This window comes from Variovorax sp. OV329 (assembly GCF_900114785.1).
Taxonomy (GTDB): domain Bacteria; phylum Pseudomonadota; class Gammaproteobacteria; order Burkholderiales; family Burkholderiaceae_C; genus Variovorax.
In genome coordinates this window covers 1-14,481 of record NZ_FOUG01000006.1, presented here as the reverse complement: position 1 = coordinate 14,481, position 14,481 = coordinate 1, and the positions used below count along the sequence as shown (strand labels likewise).

Genomic DNA, 14,481 nt, shown 5'->3' with positions numbered 1-14,481 from the left:
GCCGGGCCATGAGCCAGACCCGCCCCGTCGTCCACAAGGCCTGCGCCTGCCTGGTGGACGAGGCGGGCCGCCTGCTGGTGTTCCACCACCCGGGCGACCGCAACATGCAGCTGCCCAAGGGCACCGTGGAGCCGGGCGAGGCGCCGGAAGACGCGGTGCGGCGCGAGCTGCTGGAGGAATCGGGCATCCGCTTTACCGGCCCCCTGCATCCCTTGGGCACGCTGGACCGTGAATGCCCCGCCGGCGTGGAGGGCAACAAGCACCGCCACCCCCAGCTGTGGCACCTGTACCTGATGCGCGCCGAGGGGCCGCTGCCCGAACGCTTCGAGCACGTGGCCACGGGCAGCCCCGAGGAAGACGGCCTGGTGTTCGACTTCTCCTGGCTGGCGCCCGGGGAGGAGCCGCAGGGCTTCATCACCCCCTACCTGCAGACCATCGCCCGCGTGCGCGAGGCCTGGACGGTGCTGACGGCCGCCGGCAAGCCATCGGCCTGACGAGCGCCCCGGAGTGGGGCAGCTTCAGCTGCCCGCCACCTTCAGCCGGTCGAGCAGGATGGAGCCGGTGGTCTTGGCACCGTAGGTGTAGGCGTCGGCGCCCACCGCCTGGATGCCCAGCAGCATGTCCTTGAGGTTGCCGGCGATGGTGATCTCCTGCACCGGGAAGGCGATGCGGCCCTTCTCCACCCAGAACCCGCTGCAACCGCGCGAGTAGTCACCCGTCACGTAGTTCACGCCCTGCCCCATCAGCTCGATGACGAACAGGCCCGTGCCCAGCTTCTCGAGCATGGCATCCAGGTCGTCCCCGGGCTTGGTGAGGGACGAGCGCAGGGTCAGGTTGTGCGAGCCGCCGGCGTTGCCGGTGGTCTTCATGCCCAGCTTGCGGGCCGAGTAGGTCGACAGGAAGTAGCCTTCCAGACGGCCGGCGTCCACGATCTTGCGCGCCCTGGTGGCCACGCCTTCGTCGTCGAAGGGCGCGCTGCCCTTGCCGCCGCGCACGTGCGGGTCTTCGTCCACGCTGATGTGGTCGGGCAGCACCTTCTTGCCCAGCGAATCGAGCAGGAAGGTGCTCTTGCGGTACAGGGCGCCGCCGCTGGTGGCCTGCACCAGCGAGCCCAGCAGGCCGGCCGCCAGGGGCGACTCGAACAGCACCGGGCATTCGGTGGTCTTGATCTTGCGCGACTTCAGGCGGCTGAGCGCCCGCTCGGCGGCGTAGCGGCCCACGGCCTGCGGGCTGGCCAGATCGTCGGCCGAGCGCATGGAGCTGTACCAGGCGTCGCGCTGCATGTCGTTGCCGCGCCCGGCAATGGGCGCCACCGAGATCGAATGGCGCGAGCTGGCGTAGCCGCCCCGGAAGCCATGCGTGTGGGCGCTGAAGAAATGGCTCTGCTGGGCCGAGACGCCGGCGCCTTCGCTGTTGGTGATGCGCTTGTCGGTGGACAGGGCCGCGGCCTCGCACTCCAGCGCCAACTTCGCGGCTTCCTCGCTGGTGACGGCCCAGGGGTGGAACAGGTCCAGCTCGGGCTGCTCGCGCACGATGTCTTCCTCGTCCGGCAGGCCGCCTACCGGGTCTTCTGCGGTGAAGCGGGCAATGTCGTAGGCCGCCTGCACCGTCTGGTGGATGGCGGCCTCGGAGAAGTCGGAGGTGCTGGCATTGCCGCGGCGCTGGCCGACGTACACCGTTACGCCCAGCGACTTGTCGCGGTTGCGCTCGACGTTCTCCAATTCGCCCTTGCGCACCGAGACGCTCAGGCCGCAGCCCTCGGAGGCCTCCGCGCCGGCGTCGGTGGCGCCCAATTTCTTGGCGTGGGCCAGGGCGGTGTCGACCAGGTTTTCGAAGTGGGAGCGGCTGTAGGCGAAGCCACCCTCGGCGCGCGAGGTAGAGGTAGAAGGCATGTGGAGGACAATGATACTTGGGCCCACCCGGCCGCGCCGAGCGCGTGCCACCCACGGGCCCTCCAGAGAAGAATCAGACCACCATGCCCCGCAAACCCAAAAAAGGCTATTTCGTGCGCGGTGAATTCGTTGCCGAAGGCAGCGAACTCGACCTCGAGCTCAAGCGCGAACTCAAGGGCAACGACGTCAGCCGCACCGACCTCAAGCGCGAGAGCACCGAGCTGCAGGCCCTCGGCGAAGCCCTGCTGAACCTGCGCGGCCGCGCCTTCGAGGAGCTCGCGCTGGAAGACCGTCTGCGCGACGCCATCGTGGAAGCGCGCCGCATTACCAACTTCGAGGGCAAGCGCCGCCAGATGCAGTTCATCGGCAAGCTGATGCGCAAGCAGACCTCCGAGGTGCTGGACGCCGTGCGTGCGGCGCTCGATGCGCAGGACCGCCCCAATGCGCAGGCCACCGCCGCCCTGCACGAAGCCGAAGCCTGGCGCGACCGCCTCGTTGCCGACGACGATGCGCTGGGCGCCTGGATCGAGACCCATCCCGCCACCGATGCCCAGCAACTGCGCGCCCTCGTGCGCCAGGCCCGCAAGGACCACAAGACCGGCGCCCCCGGCGAAGCGCCGCGCCAAGGCCGCGCCTACCGCGACATCTTCCAGCTGGTGCGCGAGCAACTGGCAGTGCATGGCGGCGAAGACCACGCTGCGCAGGGCGCCGAGCAATCCCGAGAAGAAGACGCCTGAAGCAGGCAGCCAGCAAAGACATGAACTACGACCCCGTCAAGATCGGCATCGTCTCCATCAGCGACCGCGCCTCCAGCGGCGTCTACGAGGACAAGGGCCTGCCCGCGCTGCGCGACTGGCTCTCGCGTGCACTGAAGAACCCTCTGAGCTTCGAGCCGCGCCTCATCCCCGACGACCAGGCGCAGATCAGCCAGGCCCTGGTCGAGCTGGTGGACGCCGGCTGCGCGCTGGTGCTGACCACCGGCGGCACAGGCCCGGCCCTGCGCGACGTCACGCCCGAAGCCACGCTGGCGGTGGCCGACAAGGAAATGCCAGGCTTCGGCGAGCAGATGCGCCAGATCAGCCTGCACTTCGTGCCCACGGCCATCCTCTCGCGCCAGGTGGCCGTGATCCGCGGCCAGAGCCTGATCATCAACCTGCCGGGCCAGCCCAAGTCCATCGCCGAGACGCTGGAAGGCCTCAAGGACGAGAACGGCGAGCAGGTCGTTGCGGGCATCTTCGCCGCGGTGCCCTACTGCATCGACCTGATCGGCGGGCCTTACCTCGAAGGCAATCCCGAGGTGTGCAAGGTCTGGCGGCCCAAGGCCGCGATCCGCACTTTCGAAGCCTGAGCCGGACGGCCGCTCAGGCCGCGTTCTTCGCGCCGGCGAAGTCGCGCAGCCGCTCGCGCAGCAGGCTCGCGAAGCGGTCGGCCATGGCCGAAGGCGCCGCCTGCGGCGCGAAGGCCATGGACACCGACACGCCGAAGCGCGGCTGCAGCGGCAGGATGCGCAGCTCGTGCGCGAACACCGAGGCCACGTAGGGATTGACCACGCCGATGCCCGTGCCCTGCGCGGCCATCATGCAGATGGTGCCCGAGTAGGTGGTCTCCACAGTGCCGGCGGGCTCCACACCGAACTCCTGCAGCGTGCGGACGAAGGGCTGCTGGATCTCGTCGTCGGCATTGAGCGTGAGCAGCATCTGGCCACGCATGTCGCGCACGTGCACATCCTTCTTGCTCGCCAGCGGATGCTTGGGATGCATCACGCACACCACCTGCGCGCGGTGCAGCACCTCGATGTCGATCTGGTCGTGCTCCAGTGCCGAGGTGGTCAGGCCCAGGTCGAACTGGCCATGCACCAGCCCTTCGCGAAGCGCGTGCGTGCCCACCGTCTGCAGGTTGATGTGCACGTCCGGATGCTGCTGGGAAAAGGCATGGACCGCCTTGGGCATCAGGCTCAGGGCCAGGGCCGGCGTGCAGGCCAGGCGCAGGGTGCCGGCACCGAACTTGCGCAGCGCCACGACGCTGCGCTCGATGCGGTCCAGCCCCAGGAAGTGCTGCCGCACCGTGTCGAACAGGGCCTGCGCCTCGCGCGTGGGCCGCAGGCGCCCCTTGTGGTTGTCGAAGAGCTTCAGGCCGGTGGCGCCCTGCACCTGCGCGATCAGCCGGCTCACCGAGGGCTGCGTGGTGTGCAGCAGCGCGGCCGCGGCGGTGGTGGTGCCGCTTTGCATCACGGCCTGGAAGGCCTCGATCTGGCGGAAGTTCAAGGGGCGGGTCATGGCAGGCCTCCGGTGTTGTCTTCGACGCCGAAGCTATATCCATTTTGCATAGGTCGGCAACGAATTTGAATTTTCCAGAATGATGCCGTCTTCCTAAACTGCCGCCGAGTCTTGTTCCTCGGAACCAGGGGCAGGAGCCGCTTCGCAAAGGGAGAACGCATGAGAAACGTCGTGAAAATTCTGCAGCGCCGCCAGGCACTCGGTCTGGGGCTGGCGGTAAGCCTGTTGTCGGCGGCGCCTTTCGCAGCCGCGCAGTCCGACTACCCCAACCGCACCATCAAGCTGGTGGTGCCCTTCACCGCAGGCGGCAGCTCCGACCTGCAGGCGCGCCTGCTGGCCGACCGGCTCGGCAAGCTCTACGGGCAGCCGGTGGTGGTCGACAACCGGCCCGGTGCCGGCGGCCACATCGGCGGCAAGTCGGTGGCCGATGCGCCGGCCGACGGCTACACGCTGCTGCTGGGCTCCATCGGACTGCATGCGACCTACGGCGTGTTTCCCAAGCTCAACTACAACCCAGCCACCGACCTGAAGGTGATCACCGTGCTGGCCGAGATGCCGCACGTGGTGGTGGCCAACCCCGCCGTACCGGCCAGCAACCTGCGCGAGCTCACGGCCCTCGCGCGAAGCAAGCCCAACACGCTGAACTTCGGCTCAGCCGGCGTGGGCTCGTCCGTGCACATGATGGGCGAGCTGTACAAGCAGGTGGCCGATGCGCCGATCACGCACGTGCCTTACAAGGGCAGCGCGGCGGCGCTGAGCGACCTGGTGGCCGGGCAGATCCAGCTCATGTTCGAGAACCCGCCCACGCTGCTGAGCTACCTGCAAAGCGGCAAGCTCAAGGCGCTGGCGGTCACGGGTAAGACGCGCCTGCCGGTGCTGCCCAACGTGCCCACCGCGGCGGAGTCCGGCTACCCGGCCTTCGTCGCCACCTCCTGGACCACGGTGGCTGCCGGCGCCAAGGTGCCCGACGCCATCCTGGACAAGCTCAACGCGGACATCCGCAAGATCGAGCAGTCGCCGGACTTCAGGAAGAGCCTGGAGGACCAGGGCATGACCCCGGTGGCCAACACCCGCGACGAGGCGGCGCGCTTCATCACCGCAGAAAAGGCGCGCTGGGACAAAGTGATCCGCGACGGCCACGTCACGGTGGAATGACACGCACGCAATCGATGAATCCTTCTTCTCCCGTCCCCTGCCGCCGAATCGGCTCCGCCAGCGGCGCGCATCACTTCTTCGGCTACTACGACAAGAGCCCCTGGGACCGCAGCGGCCGCTACCTGTTGGCGCAGCAGGTGCCTTGGATGACCGAGCAGCTCACGCCCGGGCTTCGCGCCGGCATCGGCTATTTCGACCTGGAGGACGGCGACCGCTTCCACCTGCTGGACACCACCGGCGCCTGGAACTGGCAGATGGGCAGCCAGCTGCAATGGCTGGACGGCGCGCCGGGGCGGCAGGTCATCTACAACCAGCGCACCAGCGACGCCAATGCCATCTACCCCGGCTTCGGCGCCACCATCTTCGACGTGGACCGTGGCAGCGCGCGGCAGCTCCCCATGCCCATCTATGTGGTCGCGCCGGACAGCCGCTACGCGCTATGCGTGGACTACCATCGCCTGTACCGCACGCACGAGACTATCGGCTACAGCGAGGACGGCGGACCCTTCGACATTCCGCTGGCGCCGGCCGGGGACGGCATCCATCACATGGACCTCGCCACGGGCGAGACGCAGCTGGTGGCGAGCTACGCGGCCTTGCGCAACTTCCATCCGCGCACCTCGATGGAACGCGCCATCCACTGGGTCAGCCACATCGAGATCCACCCGTCGTCGTCGCGCGTGCTGCTGCTGCACCGCTGGACCGAGCGAGTGGAAGACGAGACTTGCTTCCTGCACCGCCTCATCACGATGAACCCCGACGGCTCGGACATGCGGCTGCTCGAATGCTCCGACCATCCGCTGCCGCAGCTGGGCCACCACTTCGACGCCGACGCGGTCGGCACCTTCGACTACGAGAAGTCCGAATATCAGATCTCTCACCCGCTGTGGCGCGACGACCGGACCATCGTCGTGTGGGGACCGCATGCGGGGCGCATCCACTATCACCTCTACACGGACAGCGAAGGCGGCGAGGTGCAGGTGCTGGGCGAAGGCGTGCTGGTCGAGAACGGCCACATGAGCTTCTCGCCCACGGACAAGCGCTGGCTGCTGAGCGACACCTACCCCGATGCGAACACGCACGAGCGGGTGCTATTCCTCTACGACATGCAGACCGGCCGGCGCCACGACCTGGGCAGCTTCTTCGCCACGCCCGAGCTGGGCAAGGAGAACCGCTGCGACCTGCATCCCCGCTGGCGGCACGACGGCCAGGCCGTGTGCATCGACTCGGTCCACGAGTCGATGCGGCAGATGTACGTGCTGGACGTGTCGGCGATCGTGGGCGGCTAGCCTACTTGCCCACCAGCTCCGTGAGCTTCTGGGCCTCGAAGCATTCCTTGCGCGCCGCCTCGTCGGGCACGCAGTCGCGCTGCTGCTGCGAGAGCTTCTCGATGGCCTGCCACAGGAGGGCGATCTGCCTGTCCTGCGTGGAGGCACTGTCGATGAGCCCGCGCATGGCCAGCGACAGCGGGTCGTCGCCCTGCGTCACGCCGTAGGCGGCGAAGGCGCCCTCGCGCCCTTCCACCTTGTCGCGCAGCTGCGCCTCGCCGGCCGGGATGATGCGCGCCGGAATGCCCACCGCCGTGGCGCCCGCCGGCACGGGCCGCGTGACCACCGCGTTGGAGCCGATGCGCGCGCCGTCGCCCACGGTGAAGCCGCCCAGCACCTTGGCGCCCGCGCCCACCACCACGTCGCGGCCCAGCGTGGGGTGCCGCTTGGTGCCCTTGTAGAGCGAGGTGCCGCCGAGGGTCACGCCCTGGTAGATGGTGCAGCCGTCGCCGATCTCGGCGGTCTCGCCCACCACCACGCCCATCGCATGGTCGAAGAAGACGCGGTTGCCGATCTTCGCGCCGGGGTGGATCTCGATGCCGGTGAGCCAGCGCCCCAGGTGCGCGATGAAGTTGCCCAGCCACTTCGCCCCGTGGTTCCAACACCAGTGCGCCGGACGATGAAGCATCACGGCGTGCAGGCCGGGATAGAGCGTCAGGACCTCGAAGGCCGAATGGGCCGCCGGGTCCCGCTCCAGGATGCAACGAATGTCGGAGCGCAGGCGATCAAACATCTTGGGGCTATATCGTTATGGGGCCGCGAGTCTATCGCCGGCTTCAATCGCTTGCAGGCGGTGGGGGCTCCACGTCGGTGGCAGGCGCTGCCGGCCGCTGGGGCTCGGCCATCAGCTTGGCGATGCCGCGCAGGATGTGGATCTCCTCCTGCGTGGGCTGGGCCCGGTTGAACAGCTGCTGCAGCCGCGGCATCAGCTTCTTGGGCGCCTTGGGGTCCAGGAAGCCGATGCTCACCAGCGAGCGCTCCCAATGCTCCAGCATGCCGGCCACGGCCTTGGCATCGGCGGCGACCGGGTCCGGCGTTCCGGTGGCGGCGTCGGGTTCGGCCTCGAAGCCGCCCAGCGCCATCCGCCATTCGTAGGCCACCACCTGGATCGCCGCGCCCAGGTTGAGCGAGCCGAAGCTGGGGTCGGTGGGAATGCGCAGCGCCACGTTGCAGCGGTAGACATCCTCGTTGCGCATGCCGAAACGCTCGGAGCCGAACAGGAAGGCCACGTGCTGGTCCTTCTGCACGCCCAGCGGGCCCAGGTGCTCGCGCGGGCTGCGGGTGGGCGGGCCGAAGTCGCGCGGGATCATGGCGGTGGCGCACAGGTGGGTGACGCCGTCCAGCGCCTCGTCCAGCGTCTGCACGATGCGGGCCTTGGCCAGCACGTCCAGGGCGCCGCTGGCGCGCTGGATGGTTTCCTCGCGCCTGAGCACGTTGGGCCAGCGCGGCGCGACCAGCACCAGGTCGTCGAACCCCATGGTGCGAAGGGCGCGGGCGGCCGCGCCCACGTTGCCGGCGTGGCTGGTCTGGATCAGGATGAAACGGGTGCGCATGGGGAACAAATCAGGGGAACTGCCGCCAAAAGGGGGCTCCGGGTAAAATCTGGGCCCATTGTCGCCGCCCGCATCGCCGGGCCGCTCCCGGCTTCCTGGCCCCGCTCTTCACAAAATTCATGTCGTCCAACCTGCACCCCATGCTCAACGTGGCCATCAAGGCCGCCCGCGCCGCCGGCGCCATCATCAATCGCGCCGCGCTCGACGTCGAAGCCGTGCGCATCTCGCAAAAGCAGGTCAATGACTTCGTCACCGAAGTCGACCATGCCAGCGAGGCCGTGATCATCGAGACACTGCTGACCGCCTACCCCGGCCACGGCATCCTGGCCGAGGAATCGGGCCGCGAGCATGGCGCGCAGGATTCCGACTATGTGTGGATCATCGATCCGCTGGACGGCACCACCAACTTCATTCACGGCTTCCCGGTCTATTGCGTCTCCATCGCCCTGGCGGTGAAGGGCAAGATCGAGCAGGCCGTCATCTACGACCCGACCCGCAACGACCTGTTCACCGCAACCAAGGGCCGCGGCGCCTACGTGAACGAGCGCCGCATCCGCGTGAGCAAGCGCACCCGCCTGAACGAGTGCCTGATCTCCACCGGCTTTCCCTTCCGCACCGGCGACAACTTCAAGCAGTACCTGGCCATCATGGCCGACCTGATGCCGCGCGCCGCCGGCCTGCGCCGCCCCGGCGCCGCCGCGCTGGACCTGGCCTACGTGGCGGCGGGCTTCTCCGACGCCTTCTTCGAGACCGGCCTGAACATCTGGGACGTGGCGGCCGGCTCGCTGCTGGTGACCGAGGCCGGCGGCCTGATCGGCAACTTCACCGGCGAACCCGACTTCCTCGACCAGCGCGAATGCCTGGCCGGTGCACCGCGCATCTACGGCCAGCTGGTGCCGCTCTTGGCCAAATACTCGAAGTTCGCCGGTGTCGACGACAAGCTCAACGCCTCCGACCGCATGCGCGAGGTCAGCGCAGGCGCGGCCCGCCAGTCCGGCCGCGCCGAGGACGCCGACGCCGACATCTACGCCCGCAGCACCGTGTCGCTGCAGCAGCCCGAGGACGCCGAGGGTGCGGCCGGGCAAGGCGAGCCCGCCCAGGCCGCTGCAGCGCCCGCGCCACGCAAGCTGATCCGCTCGCGCAGCGCGACCCCCACGGACCCCAACTCCGGCAAGTGATGCAGGCGCCAAGCGCCGCGGCGCGGCGAGTACGCGCGGCGGTGCGCGTCGCCCTGAGCTACTACGTCACCAACGGCATCTCGGTCGCGTTCGGCCTGGCGCTGATCTCGGCCGCGGTGCACTACTTCCTGGGCCCGGTGGCCGGCGCCACCGCCTCGGTGGGCGTGCTGGTCACCGCACCGCCCGACCTTGCCGCGCCGAGGCGCGGCAAGTTCTACCAGATGCTGCCGGCGCCCCTGCTGGGCCTGCCGCTGTTCTTCGCGGTGCAGATGCTGCATGGCAAGCCGCTGGAGCTGGGCCTGCTGCTGGTGCCGGCCACCTTCTTCGCCTTCCTGGCCATGGCCTGGGGCAAACGCGGCATCCCGATCGCCATCGCGGTGATGTTCTCCATGATCTTCTCCATGGCCACGCCGGCGCCGCCGGACTGGCACGTGGCCTGGACGAACACCCAGCACTTCGGCCTGGGCGCGGGGCTGTACGTGGTGTGGGCGGTGCTGGCCAACTCGGCCCTCAATGCGCGCTACCGCGTGCAGTTCACCGCCGACGTGCTCTTTTCGCTGGCCGCGCTCATGCGCACGCAGGCCCGGCAGTTCTGCGCCCCCGACGAAGCCGACGACGTGCGCGAGGTCGGTGCGCCCATCCTGGGGCAGTTGCTGCGCGACCAGGCGCAGCTGGCCGACCAGCTGCAGGCGGCGCGCGACATCGTACTGGAGTCGCCGCGCACGCCCCGGCGCCAGCAGCTGGCGGCGATGCTGATGATCGCGCTGGAGATGCGCGACCACCTGGTGGCCACCGAGCTGGACCTGGAGGCGCTCGTCGCCCACCCCCACGGCGCCCAGGTGCTGCGGGAGATGCGCTTCGTGCTGCAGGAGCTGGCCGGCGAGACGGCAGCCCTGGCCGACGCGCTGCTGCTGGGCCGCCAGCCCGACGCGCCGCTGGACCGCCGCCCGCACCTGGCCGAGATCCGGATTCCGCTCGACCAGGGACCGGCGGCCGACGGCCGCATGGGCCCCACGCCGGCGCTGCTGGCGCGCGGCATGGCCAACCGCATCGGCCACCTCAACGACGACGTGCTGCGCCTGACTTCCATCGCCCGCGGCGACACGCCGCCCGACCTGACCGTGGTGCGCGCCGGCTGGAAGATGTTCGTCAGTCCCACCGACTGGTCGATCGCGCCCTTCCTCAACGTCTGGCGCTGGGACGCACCACCGCTGCGCCATGCCATCCGCGCCGCGCTGGCCATCGCCGCCGGCTACGGGATCGCGGTGGCTTTGCCCTGGGGCTCGCACGACTACTGGATCCTGCTGACCATCGTGGTGGTGCTGCGCGGCAGCCTCTCGCAGACGCTGGAGCGGCGCAACCACCGCGTCGCCGGCACCCTGCTGGGCTGCGTGCTGGCCACGGCGCTGCTGTCGGCACATCCGTCGGCCGTCGCACTGCTGGTGAGCGTGAGCGTGGCGCAGGCGGTGGCGCATGGCTTCGCCGTGCGGCGCTACCTCATCACCTCGGTGGCGGCTACCGTGCTTGGCCTGGTGCAGGCGCACCTGCTGAACGCCGGCATGGCACCCACCTTCGCGCTGTTCGAGCGCCTGGCCGACACGCTGATCGGCGCCGGCCTGGCCTGGGCCTTCTGCTACGTGCTGCCCTCGTGGGAGCGCCACCAGCTGCCGGCACTGGTCGCCCGCTCCATGCGCGCGCAGGCGCGTCACGCCAAGCTGGCACTGGGGCTAGGGCAGCTGAAGGCCGCCGACGACGCGCCCGAGCTTTCCTGGCGCCTCGCGCGACGCGAAGCCTACGACAGCCTGTCGGCCCTGGTGCAAGCCACGCAGCGCTCCATCTCCGAGCCGCGCGCGGTGCGCCCGCCACTGGCACCGCTGGAATACCTGCAGGCGCACAGCTACCAGCTGCTGGCCCAGCTGAGCGCGGTGAAATCGATGCTGGTGCTGCGCCGCGACCGCCTCACGCCGGCCGAGGTCGAGGGCCCGCTGGAGCGCACCGCCGACCGCATCGAGAAGGCGCTGACTGCGCCCTTCGACGAGACGGCGCTCGCGCCCATGGAGGCCGGCGCGCCGGTGACGCCCAGCGCCGGCGGGCCTATCTCGCTGCCCGACCCCTTCGAGAACGACATCAGCCCCTGGCTGCTGCGCCGGCTGGACTTTGCCACCCGCATCGCGCTGCAGCTGCGCGAGGACGCGACCCGCGTCCTGCAATCCACCGCGGAGGAAGAACAAGCGACATGAACGGACAGGCGATCGTTTCGCACCCCTGGTTCCCCAGCCTGACGGCGGCATTGGTCACCGTGGTGGTGGCGCTCATCGTCCACCGCATCGGCGGGCTGCTCCTGCTGCGCGTCACGCGCGATCTTCCGGGCCTGTACGCCATGGTGGGCAAGAGCCGCTCGCCGGCACGCTGGGTGCTGCCGCTGATCGGGCTGCAGATGGTCTGGCAGGCCGCGCCCGACGAGTTGCGCGGCATCGGCAGCGTGCGCCATCTCAACGGCCTGCTGCTGATCGCGGCGGTGGCCTGGCTGCTCACGCGGGCCATCAACGGCTTCACCGACGGCTTCCTCTCGCGCTACCCGTCCAACGTCGCGGACAACCTGCAGGCGCGGCGCCTGCACACGCAGGGCCGGGTGCTGGCGCGCACGGCCATCAGCGTGATGCTGGTGGCCGCCGCCTCGATGATGCTGATGACCTTCCCGGGCGCGCGGCAGGTGGGCGCGAGCCTGCTGGCATCGGCGGGGGTGATCGGCATCGTCGCCGGCCTGGCGGCCAAGCCGGTGTTCAGCAACCTGATCGCCGGGCTGCAACTGGCGCTGGCACAGCCCATCCGCATCGACGACGTGCTGGTGGTCGAGGGCGAGTGGGGCCGGGTGGAGGAGATCACCGGAACCTTCGTCGTGCTGCGCATCTGGGACGAGCGCTGCCTGATCCTGCCGCTGTCCTACTTCATCGAGAAGCCTTTCCAGAACTGGACGCGCAGCAGCTCGCAGCTGCTGGGCTCGGTGTTCTTCTTCGTGGACTTCGGCATGCCCATCGCGCCGCTGCGCACCGAGCTCGAACGCATCGTGCGCGCCGCGCCCGAGTGGGACGGCCGCACCTTCGTGCTGCAGGTGACCGACACCACCGAGCGCACCATGCAGCTGCGGGCGCTGGCCACTGCCTCCAGCTCGGGCAGGGCCTTCGATCTGCGCTGCCGCATCCGCGAAGGGCTGATCGACTTCATGCAGCGCGAATACCCGCAGCACCTGCCGCAGCTGCGCATCGGCAAGGACGCGCTGCTGCCGCAGGCCGCCTTGCAGCAGGACGCGTCCGTACAAGGCGTGCAGGCGGCGCCTGCGGGGCGCAGCGCCAGCGCCGGCTGAGCGCCGCCGCGCTCACACGCCAGAAGCGGCGCGCCGGCGCCGGTCGGCCTTCGGCAGGTCGGCCGCTGCCGGGAGCAGCGCCTCGGCCTGCGCCTGCAGCCGTGCGAGCGATTCGTCGAATTGCCGCGCCGCCTGCGGCGTGAGCACCGACATCAGCTGCGAATTGATTTCCTGCACCAGCGGGAAGAGCTGGTCGTGGATGGCGCGCCCCGCGTCCGTCAGCCGCAGCATCACCTGGCGCCGGTCGCCGCCGGGCTGGCTGCGCGAGATCAGCCCCTTGGCCGCCAGCGAGCCGATCGCGCGGGAGGTGCGGGCCCGGTCCAGCTGCGCCACCTCGGCCAGTTGCGAGGAGCCCAGGCCGTCGCCGCCATGCTCCGCCAGCGTGGCCAGCACCCGCCATTCGCGCCGGGTGATGCCAAATCGCCCCTCGCACAGCCGTATCACCGGGCTGCCGCCCACTGCCAGCAGGCGGCTGAGGCGGTAGAGCAGCAGGTCGTCGAGCAGGGGGCCTGCGCCGGGCTTCTCGGCCATCGGGGTAACTCCGCAAAGCAGTTGATTTGAACAATCGATTGTCGCGGTCCTACAGTGGCGGGCTGCGCGCCGCGGCGCGCGCAGCGAAACGCCACAACAAGGAGACGCACCGTGTACCTGCGCAAGACCTTTCGCAGCCTAATCGCCGGCCTCGGCCTGGCCACCCTCGCCACCGCCGGCACCGGCCTGCAGGCACAGACGCTGGACGGGCCGCTTCGCATCGTGGTGGGCTTCGCGCCCGGCGGCGCCTCCGACAAGGTGGCGCGCATCGTGGCCGACAAGCTCGGGCCCAAGCTGGGCGTGCCGGTGGTGGTGGACAACAAGACCGGCGCCGGCGGCCGCCTGGCCGCGCAGCAGGTGAAGCTGACGCCGGCCGGCCAGAACGTGCTGATGCTGGCCAACCCGGCGGTGATGCTGGTGGCGCCCCTGGTCTTCAAGGACAACGGCTACGACGGCGAGAAGGACTTCGTGCCGGTCTCGCATGTCAACGACTACGAGTTCGCCCTTTCGGTGTCCACCGCGGTGCCTGTGAAGGAACTCAATCACCTGCTGGCCTGGATGCGCGCCAACCCCGAGAAGGCCAACTTCGGCGTGCCGGCCACCGGCAGCCTGCCGCACTTCTTCGCGCTGATGACGGCCGAAAAGGCCGGCGTGCAGGGCCAGGTGGTGGGCTACCGGGGCTCGGCGCCGCTGCTCACCGACCTGATCGGCGGGCAGATCCCCATCGCCTTCGACACCTTCGACGTGGCGCTGCCGCAGCACGAGGCCGGCAAGATCCGCATCCTGGCGATGTCGGGCGCCAGGCGCTCGCCATTCGCGCCCAAGATCCCCACCTTCAAGGAGAGCGGGCTGGACCTCGCCGCCACCGGCTGGAACGCCTTCTTCGCGCCCACCAGCATGCCGCCGCAGAAGGTGCAGTTGCTGTCCAAGGCCATCTACGAGGTGATGAAGGATCCGGCCACGGTCAAGACCTTCAACGATTCGCTGATGACGCCGGTGGCCGCCACCCAGGCCCAGACCGTGGCGATGCTCAAGGCCTTCCGCGAGCAGTGGGCGCCGGTGGTGCGCAAGTCCGGCTACCAGCCCTGATCGACACCATGCAAGGTCCGAACTTCATCTTCATCGTGGCCGACGACCTGGGCTTTGCCGACCTGGGCTGCTACGGCGGGCGCGACGCGAGCTTCGGCCCGGTGTCCCCGGTGCT

14 protein-coding genes are annotated in these 14,481 nt (G+C 69.5%); 9 read left to right on the top strand and 5 right to left on the bottom strand.

The window, feature by feature from the left end; translation table 11 throughout:
• Positions 1-8 precede the first annotated feature (8 nt).
• Complete coding sequence (locus BM345_RS11610) at positions 9-494, top strand: NUDIX domain-containing protein (protein WP_093379547.1); 486 nt, start codon at positions 9-11, stop codon at positions 492-494.
• A gap of 24 nt (positions 495-518) precedes the next feature.
• Here BM345_RS11610 and pmbA read toward each other — a convergent pair whose 3' ends face one another.
• The gene (gene pmbA / locus BM345_RS11605) at positions 519-1,892 is read right to left on the bottom strand and encodes a metalloprotease PmbA (protein ID WP_093379545.1); all 1,374 of its coding nucleotides are present in this window, start codon (positions 1,890-1,892) and stop codon (positions 519-521) included.
• A gap of 83 nt (positions 1,893-1,975) precedes the next feature.
• Here pmbA and yjgA point away from each other — a divergent pair, with 83 nt between their 5' ends.
• Together yjgA and mog are read left to right on the top strand one after the other, a co-directional pair.
• Positions 1,976-2,629, top strand: coding sequence for a ribosome biogenesis factor YjgA (gene yjgA / locus BM345_RS11600; protein ID WP_093379542.1), 654 nt, complete (start codon positions 1,976-1,978; stop codon positions 2,627-2,629).
• Between the two features lie 20 nt (positions 2,630-2,649).
• Entirely contained in the window at positions 2,650-3,240 is a 591-nt protein-coding gene (mog, locus tag BM345_RS11595; RefSeq protein ID WP_093379540.1) for a molybdopterin adenylyltransferase, read from the top strand.
• 13 nt (positions 3,241-3,253) lie between these two features.
• Here the strand turns inward: mog and BM345_RS11590 are convergent, their stop codons facing one another.
• Positions 3,254-4,168: a LysR substrate-binding domain-containing protein gene (locus tag BM345_RS11590; protein WP_093379537.1), complete on the bottom strand. Its 915-nt coding sequence runs from the start codon at positions 4,166-4,168 to the stop codon at positions 3,254-3,256.
• A 159-nt stretch (positions 4,169-4,327) separates the two neighbouring features.
• Between BM345_RS11590 and BM345_RS11585 the strand changes: the two genes are divergently transcribed.
• Together BM345_RS11585 and BM345_RS11580 are read left to right on the top strand one after the other, a co-directional pair.
• Positions 4,328-5,323, top strand: coding sequence for a Bug family tripartite tricarboxylate transporter substrate binding protein (locus tag BM345_RS11585; RefSeq protein WP_093379535.1), 996 nt, complete (start codon positions 4,328-4,330; stop codon positions 5,321-5,323).
• A complete protein-coding gene (locus BM345_RS11580; RefSeq protein ID WP_093379532.1) occupies positions 5,320-6,612 on the top strand; it encodes a hypothetical protein in 1,293 nt (430 codons plus the stop codon). Before BM345_RS11585 ends, BM345_RS11580 begins: the two co-directional genes overlap by 4 nt.
• Before the next feature lies 1 nt (position 6,613).
• Here BM345_RS11580 and cysE read toward each other — a convergent pair whose 3' ends face one another.
• Positions 6,614-7,384 carry a serine O-acetyltransferase gene (cysE, locus tag BM345_RS11575; RefSeq protein WP_093379530.1) on the bottom strand — a complete coding sequence of 257 codons (771 nt, stop codon included), beginning with the start codon at positions 7,382-7,384 and terminating at the stop codon, positions 6,614-6,616.
• Positions 7,385-7,427: 43 nt separating this feature from the next.
• Positions 7,428-8,204, bottom strand: coding sequence for an RNA methyltransferase (locus tag BM345_RS11570; RefSeq protein ID WP_093380167.1), 777 nt, complete (start codon positions 8,202-8,204; stop codon positions 7,428-7,430).
• Between the two features lie 119 nt (positions 8,205-8,323).
• Between BM345_RS11570 and BM345_RS11565 the strand changes: the two genes are divergently transcribed.
• Genes BM345_RS11565 through BM345_RS11555 form a run of 3 tightly spaced genes read left to right on the top strand, consistent with a single transcriptional unit; the run spans position 8,324 to position 12,746 of the window.
• Entirely contained in the window at positions 8,324-9,382 is a 1,059-nt protein-coding gene (locus BM345_RS11565; protein WP_093379527.1) for an inositol monophosphatase family protein, read from the top strand.
• A complete protein-coding gene (locus tag BM345_RS11560) occupies positions 9,382-11,622 on the top strand; it encodes an FUSC family protein (protein ID WP_093379525.1) in 2,241 nt (746 codons plus the stop codon). The genes BM345_RS11565 and BM345_RS11560 overlap by 1 nt, the downstream gene beginning before the upstream one ends.
• On the top strand, positions 11,619-12,746 hold the full coding sequence (locus tag BM345_RS11555; protein ID WP_093379522.1) for a mechanosensitive ion channel family protein: 1,128 nt from the start codon (positions 11,619-11,621) through the stop codon (positions 12,744-12,746). Before BM345_RS11560 ends, BM345_RS11555 begins: the two co-directional genes overlap by 4 nt.
• A gap of 12 nt (positions 12,747-12,758) precedes the next feature.
• On the opposite strand, the gene BM345_RS11550 is transcribed toward BM345_RS11555, so the two are convergent.
• Positions 12,759-13,277: a MarR family winged helix-turn-helix transcriptional regulator gene (locus BM345_RS11550; protein WP_175544975.1), complete on the bottom strand. Its 519-nt coding sequence runs from the start codon at positions 13,275-13,277 to the stop codon at positions 12,759-12,761.
• A 156-nt stretch (positions 13,278-13,433) separates the two neighbouring features.
• Between BM345_RS11550 and BM345_RS11545 the strand changes: the two genes are divergently transcribed.
• The gene (locus BM345_RS11545) at positions 13,434-14,366 is read left to right on the top strand and encodes a Bug family tripartite tricarboxylate transporter substrate binding protein (RefSeq protein ID WP_254789713.1); all 933 of its coding nucleotides are present in this window, start codon (positions 13,434-13,436) and stop codon (positions 14,364-14,366) included.
• Positions 14,367-14,481: the final 115 nt, after the last annotated feature.

What these genes read in the sequence shown, in the direction of transcription:
- yjgA (WP_093379542.1), top strand. Translation starts at nt 1,976, where the DNA reads ATGCCCCGCAAACCCAAAAAAGGCTATTTCGTGCGCGGTGAATTCGTT.
- BM345_RS11565 (WP_093379527.1), top strand. Translation starts at nt 8,324, where the DNA reads ATGTCGTCCAACCTGCACCCCATGCTCAACGTGGCCATCAAGGCCGCC.
- pmbA (WP_093379545.1), bottom strand. Translation starts at nt 1,892, where the DNA reads ATGCCTTCTACCTCTACCTCGCGCGCCGAGGGTGGCTTCGCCTACAGC.
- BM345_RS11610 (WP_093379547.1), top strand. Translation starts at nt 9, where the DNA reads ATGAGCCAGACCCGCCCCGTCGTCCACAAGGCCTGCGCCTGCCTGGTG.
- BM345_RS11550 (WP_175544975.1), bottom strand. Translation starts at nt 13,277, where the DNA reads ATGGCCGAGAAGCCCGGCGCAGGCCCCCTGCTCGACGACCTGCTGCTC.
- BM345_RS11585 (WP_093379535.1), top strand. Translation starts at nt 4,328, where the DNA reads ATGAGAAACGTCGTGAAAATTCTGCAGCGCCGCCAGGCACTCGGTCTG.
- BM345_RS11580 (WP_093379532.1), top strand. Translation starts at nt 5,320, where the DNA reads ATGACACGCACGCAATCGATGAATCCTTCTTCTCCCGTCCCCTGCCGC.
- mog (WP_093379540.1), top strand. Translation starts at nt 2,650, where the DNA reads ATGAACTACGACCCCGTCAAGATCGGCATCGTCTCCATCAGCGACCGC.
- BM345_RS11570 (WP_093380167.1), bottom strand. Translation starts at nt 8,204, where the DNA reads ATGCGCACCCGTTTCATCCTGATCCAGACCAGCCACGCCGGCAACGTG.
- BM345_RS11560 (WP_093379525.1), top strand. Translation starts at nt 9,382, where the DNA reads ATGCAGGCGCCAAGCGCCGCGGCGCGGCGAGTACGCGCGGCGGTGCGC.
- BM345_RS11555 (WP_093379522.1), top strand. Translation starts at nt 11,619, where the DNA reads ATGAACGGACAGGCGATCGTTTCGCACCCCTGGTTCCCCAGCCTGACG.
- cysE (WP_093379530.1), bottom strand. Translation starts at nt 7,384, where the DNA reads ATGTTTGATCGCCTGCGCTCCGACATTCGTTGCATCCTGGAGCGGGAC.
- BM345_RS11590 (WP_093379537.1), bottom strand. Translation starts at nt 4,168, where the DNA reads ATGACCCGCCCCTTGAACTTCCGCCAGATCGAGGCCTTCCAGGCCGTG.